At 60.7% G+C, this 3,941-nt stretch carries 5 protein-coding genes; all 5 read left to right on the forward strand.

The window, feature by feature from the left end:
- The first annotated feature begins 622 nt into the window (after positions 1-622).
- The 5 genes from N790_RS04310 (at position 623) to N790_RS04320 (ending at position 3,926) form a co-directional block, all read left to right on the forward strand.
- On the forward strand, positions 623-964 hold the full coding sequence (locus N790_RS04310) for a hypothetical protein (protein ID WP_043801232.1): 342 nt from the start codon (positions 623-625) through the stop codon (positions 962-964).
- 90 nt (positions 965-1,054) lie between these two features.
- Complete coding sequence (locus N790_RS15870) at positions 1,055-1,555, forward strand: hypothetical protein (RefSeq protein WP_156969925.1); 501 nt, start codon at positions 1,055-1,057, stop codon at positions 1,553-1,555.
- Between the two features lie 330 nt (positions 1,556-1,885).
- Positions 1,886-2,314, forward strand: a complete 429-nt coding sequence (locus N790_RS15875; RefSeq protein ID WP_156969926.1) for a hypothetical protein — start codon at positions 1,886-1,888, stop codon at positions 2,312-2,314.
- Between the two features lie 497 nt (positions 2,315-2,811).
- Positions 2,812-3,156, forward strand: a complete 345-nt coding sequence (locus N790_RS04315; protein WP_043801235.1) for a hypothetical protein — start codon at positions 2,812-2,814, stop codon at positions 3,154-3,156.
- 389 nt (positions 3,157-3,545) lie between these two features.
- Entirely contained in the window at positions 3,546-3,926 is a 381-nt protein-coding gene (locus tag N790_RS04320) for a hypothetical protein (protein WP_043801238.1), read from the forward strand.
- Positions 3,927-3,941: the final 15 nt, after the last annotated feature.

Here is a 3,941-nt window from a genome sequence, read left to right on the forward strand (position 1 = left end):
TCGTGGGTCAAGCGCGGATCGCTAGTGTCGTGCCATGCAACTTCGCTTCGCCCCGCACCGCGCATCGAGCGCTTTCGGCAAGGCCCGCGGTAGAGTCTTTCGGCAAGGCCACAGTCGGTCAGTCCATCGCCGCCGCGGTCTAACTATTCATTCAAGCCGAAGCCGCTTCGCGACTCGGCTTAATTCAGGTGTTAGGCCTGTATCGGTCTAGGTTGCTTCGGCCCGTTCGCGGGCCGTTGCTGCTTCTGGGCTTCGGAGTGTCCGCAGTGGTCGTCCTCGTTGCCCGCGCTGCCAGCATCCGGCGCGTGGGGCTACTGGCTACCGGATCGTTGGCGCTCGAGGAGCCATCATTTGGGCGGTTGCCTCGCGGGCGTGCTGGCAATGTCGTGGCGCGGGCGTCACCCGCGGGCTTCGGTCTGGCTTGTCACGTGCGCGGGGCTGCCAGCGGCGGGCTTCGCTCAGTCCTGGCGTCCAGCCCGGGGCAGGGCATCGGCGGTTGCACGGTGGCGGGCCCCGCCGTAACGTCTGGGCCTAACAAATCGTTCAAGCCGACCGCCGTCCGGCAGCGCGGCGAAAACCACGCTTCCGCTGCGGCGGCGGCTTAACTCAGGCGTTAGGCGCGATGATCTTCGCAGTTGATACCGATGACATGTCTTTGCTCCTGTTCGACTCGGCTGAAGAGGCCGTCGCCCACTGCGAGGGAATAGATGTGGAAGAGGGTGTCTGGCTGTTCTGGGACGACCTTGGTAAGGCACTTGAGCCCGACTGGCTCACACCCAATTTTCACAGTCGGTTTGTTGTCGGTAGTGGCAAGTACCAGCTTGCGCCAGCCCCGCAGCGCCCAACTCTCCTGCAGGTGCTCCCGGAGATTCGATTCATCCAGGGCAACCTCGCTTTTCCAACTATCGCAGCAGTTGAGGCCCATCTTGCTAAGGCAGTTTCGGTGCAGCAGCATGGCGCCTAACTAATCATTCAAGCCGACGTCGCTCCGCGACGCGGCTTAACTCAGGCGTTAGGCCAGATGAGAGGACGCTCCGCTGCAATACTTTTGGTCTTGGCTGCAGCCACGTCGTGCGCGAAGGGAGAGCGCGACCTGGCTATCGGTGAAGATGGCGCACTCCGGGCCATTCCCCCATCATTCGGTAAAACCTATTTGCACATTGAAGGGCTCGAAACCAGCTCGCCGGTCATCGCTTTCAAGGCTGGCAACACAACTAATTCGCTGCCGCCCTGCGCCACTAGGATCGTTGGGTCTCATTCGATAGACCACATTTCTGCATCTGGATCCTGGGATCACGACGCGCGAAGCTTCCCTCATTTTGTTCGTGTGAATCTATATGAGGATTATGGCGACGAGCGCTTCGACTACGCCGCTAGAATCGAAATTATCTTCGACCTCAAAACCACCGGACTGTTCGATATAAAGAGGTTCGTAAAACTGCCTAACTCTCAATGGGAGCGCATGGAAGAGTTGAACTTTCCACGCGACTGTAACCCACTGATGGGGCGGCCTAACCAATCATTCAAGCCGACGTCGCTCCGCGACGCGGCTTAACTCAGGCGTTAGGCCTGAGATTGCTTGGTCTGCTTCGGCCCGTTCGCGGGCCGTTCTTGTTTCCGGGCTTCGGCTAGTGCAGCGGTAGTCCTCGCCGCCCGCGCCACTGGCATCCGGCAGGTCTTGGCCGTGGCGCTCGGATCGAGCCCGGCGAGAGCCGGCTGTCCAGGGCGGGTTCGCGCGAGTCGCCGCGGCATCTCGTTGCGCGGGCACGACTTTTTCAGCCAGCCCCAGCTTGCAAAGCGCTCTTCCGGGGCTTAGCGTCCGGCCTAACAACTCATTCAAGCCGACGTCGCTCCGCGACGCGGCTTAACTCAGGCGTTAGGCGCCATGCGAAACGTTGTGGCAATCGCCATGCTCGCCGCTGCTACATCAGGCTGCGCAACACTGCCGCCCGTCACCGATGCCGCATCGCTGACCGTCATCTCCTACGACCGGGCTACTGGCGAGTACGTGATTGAGCTGCGCAACTCTGGCGCTAGGCCCATTCTCTATCTCGATCCCTACCTCACATTCCATGTAGTTCGTGATACATCGCCGGAGTCTTATCCGGACTCGCCGGACGGGTTCGCGCTCATGATCCACGGCGCAAAGCTGGACCCAGGCAAGGCGGTCACTTTCTCCGGCAAGTGCACTTCTACTGGCATCTGCTCAAGACCAGGAACCTATGTGGCCGTCCACGCATGCTGGTTCACAAAGGCTTGGGCGTGTGATGAGTACTTGCGTGTCTGGTCGGGCAGGCCGTTAAATGGCGCCTAACCAATCATTCAAGCCGACGTCGCTCCGCGACGCGGCTTAACTCAGGCGTTAGGCCCTCAATGACGCATCCTCTGCACCGGCGCCCATTGATCTTTGGCCTGCTTCTTGCGCCAGCTGCTGCCGTATTTGGCTTGTATATTGGCACCGGTGAGCCGCCTTTATTCCTTCTCCGCATTGGGTGGCAAGTGGCCCTGCTCGTTTACGGCATCGCTCTGGTTGGGATCGTCGTACTACTTATTCCCGTTGTGCTTCTTCTGCGTAGTCGCAACTGGCTAAGTTGGAGCACCATACTTCTTGCGGCAGTCTTATCCGGTAATCTGTACTACCAACTGCTCGGCTTAGTCTTATCAGACGGGTTCTATCTCGGGCAGCTACTTGAGGGCACACTCGCCGGGTTGTTCGCGGGTCTTAGCTTCTGCCTCGGCGTTGGGCCTAACTACTCATTCAAGCCGACGTCGCTCCGCGACGCGGCTTAACTCAGGCGTTAGGGCGCACAGGTGAGCACACCGCGACTCGCAACAAGAGAACACGACGGCTGGTGGCTATCGGACGGCGAAGAGGCCCATGCCGAGAGCCCGGAGTCGTTCTGGATCCCACCTGCAGAAGCCCGCCGTGGGCTCGCACCCGGCGACATAGCTAAGCTCCGGTTCTACATCCTGGCCCCTGACGCCTCCGGCGAGGAGGTCGAGCACGGCGAGCGCATGTGGGTACAGGTCTTGGAGTGCCAGGCGGGCTGGTACCGGGGCGCGCTAGACAACGACCCACACTGCACAGACCGGCTGCAGGCTGGCATGGAGCTATGGTTCCAGCCTATGCACGTGATAGATATCCATCAGAGGTGAGGCAGCGGGTGCGCCCTAACAATTCATTCAAGCCGACGCCGCTTCGCGGCGCGGCTTAACTCAGGTGTTAGGCCTGAGAATTCTTGGTTTGCTTCGGTCCGTTCGCGGGCCGTTATCGTTTCTGGGCTTCGGCTAGTGCAGCGGTAGTCCTCGCCGCCCGCGCTGGCGGCATCTGGCTGGTGTGGGCTGTGGTGCCCGGATCGGATTCGCCTAGTGCCCACTGTCTAGGGCGGGCTCTCGTGGGTCGCCGCGGCACCGCGCTGCGCGGGCACGACTTTTTCAGCCAGCCATGGCTTGCAAAGCGCTCTTCCGGGGCTTAGCGTCCGGCCTAACAACTCATTCAAGCCGACGTCGCTCCGCGACGCGGCTTAACTCAGGCGTTAGGCCGCATGAAGCTGAGTTCCATCGCCAAGCTAAAGTCCGGCCACATATCTGCCGCTGAATATTCGGCGGAGATCGCCGGAGAGCTCGCAATGCATTCCCTCGGGCTCGGGCCTCAAGGTGGCGTTGCTCCGGTCCAAGTCACGGAGGACACCGACCTGCTGGTAGACCGTGCGGTGCTCGGAACACTCTGCAGGCTCTTCGCGAGTGGGCAGCTTACTGCCTTGGAGTTAGCCTACACTGCAGACGCGCTTCAAATGGCGGATCGTGTGCAATTATCGGGCGAGGACATTGCTTCAGACCTTGCCGAATGCACCGATCCAGAGATCAATGGGCAGCTCACGGTCGCTCGGGCGCTGGAGATTGCCAGTGCAAGCGCGGCGGCCTAACAATTCATTCAAGCC

The sequence above is a fragment of the Arenimonas malthae CC-JY-1 genome, from assembly GCF_000747075.1.
GTDB lineage: Bacteria > Pseudomonadota > Gammaproteobacteria > Xanthomonadales > Xanthomonadaceae > Arenimonas > Arenimonas malthae.

Bases quoted from the DNA above. Each gene is read 5' to 3' on its own strand.
- N790_RS04320 (WP_043801238.1), top strand. From the start codon at position 3,546: ATGAAGCTGAGTTCCATCGCCAAGCTAAAGTCCGGCCACATATCTGCC.
- N790_RS04310 (WP_043801232.1), top strand. From the start codon at position 623: ATGATCTTCGCAGTTGATACCGATGACATGTCTTTGCTCCTGTTCGAC.
- N790_RS15875 (WP_156969926.1), top strand. From the start codon at position 1,886: ATGCGAAACGTTGTGGCAATCGCCATGCTCGCCGCTGCTACATCAGGC.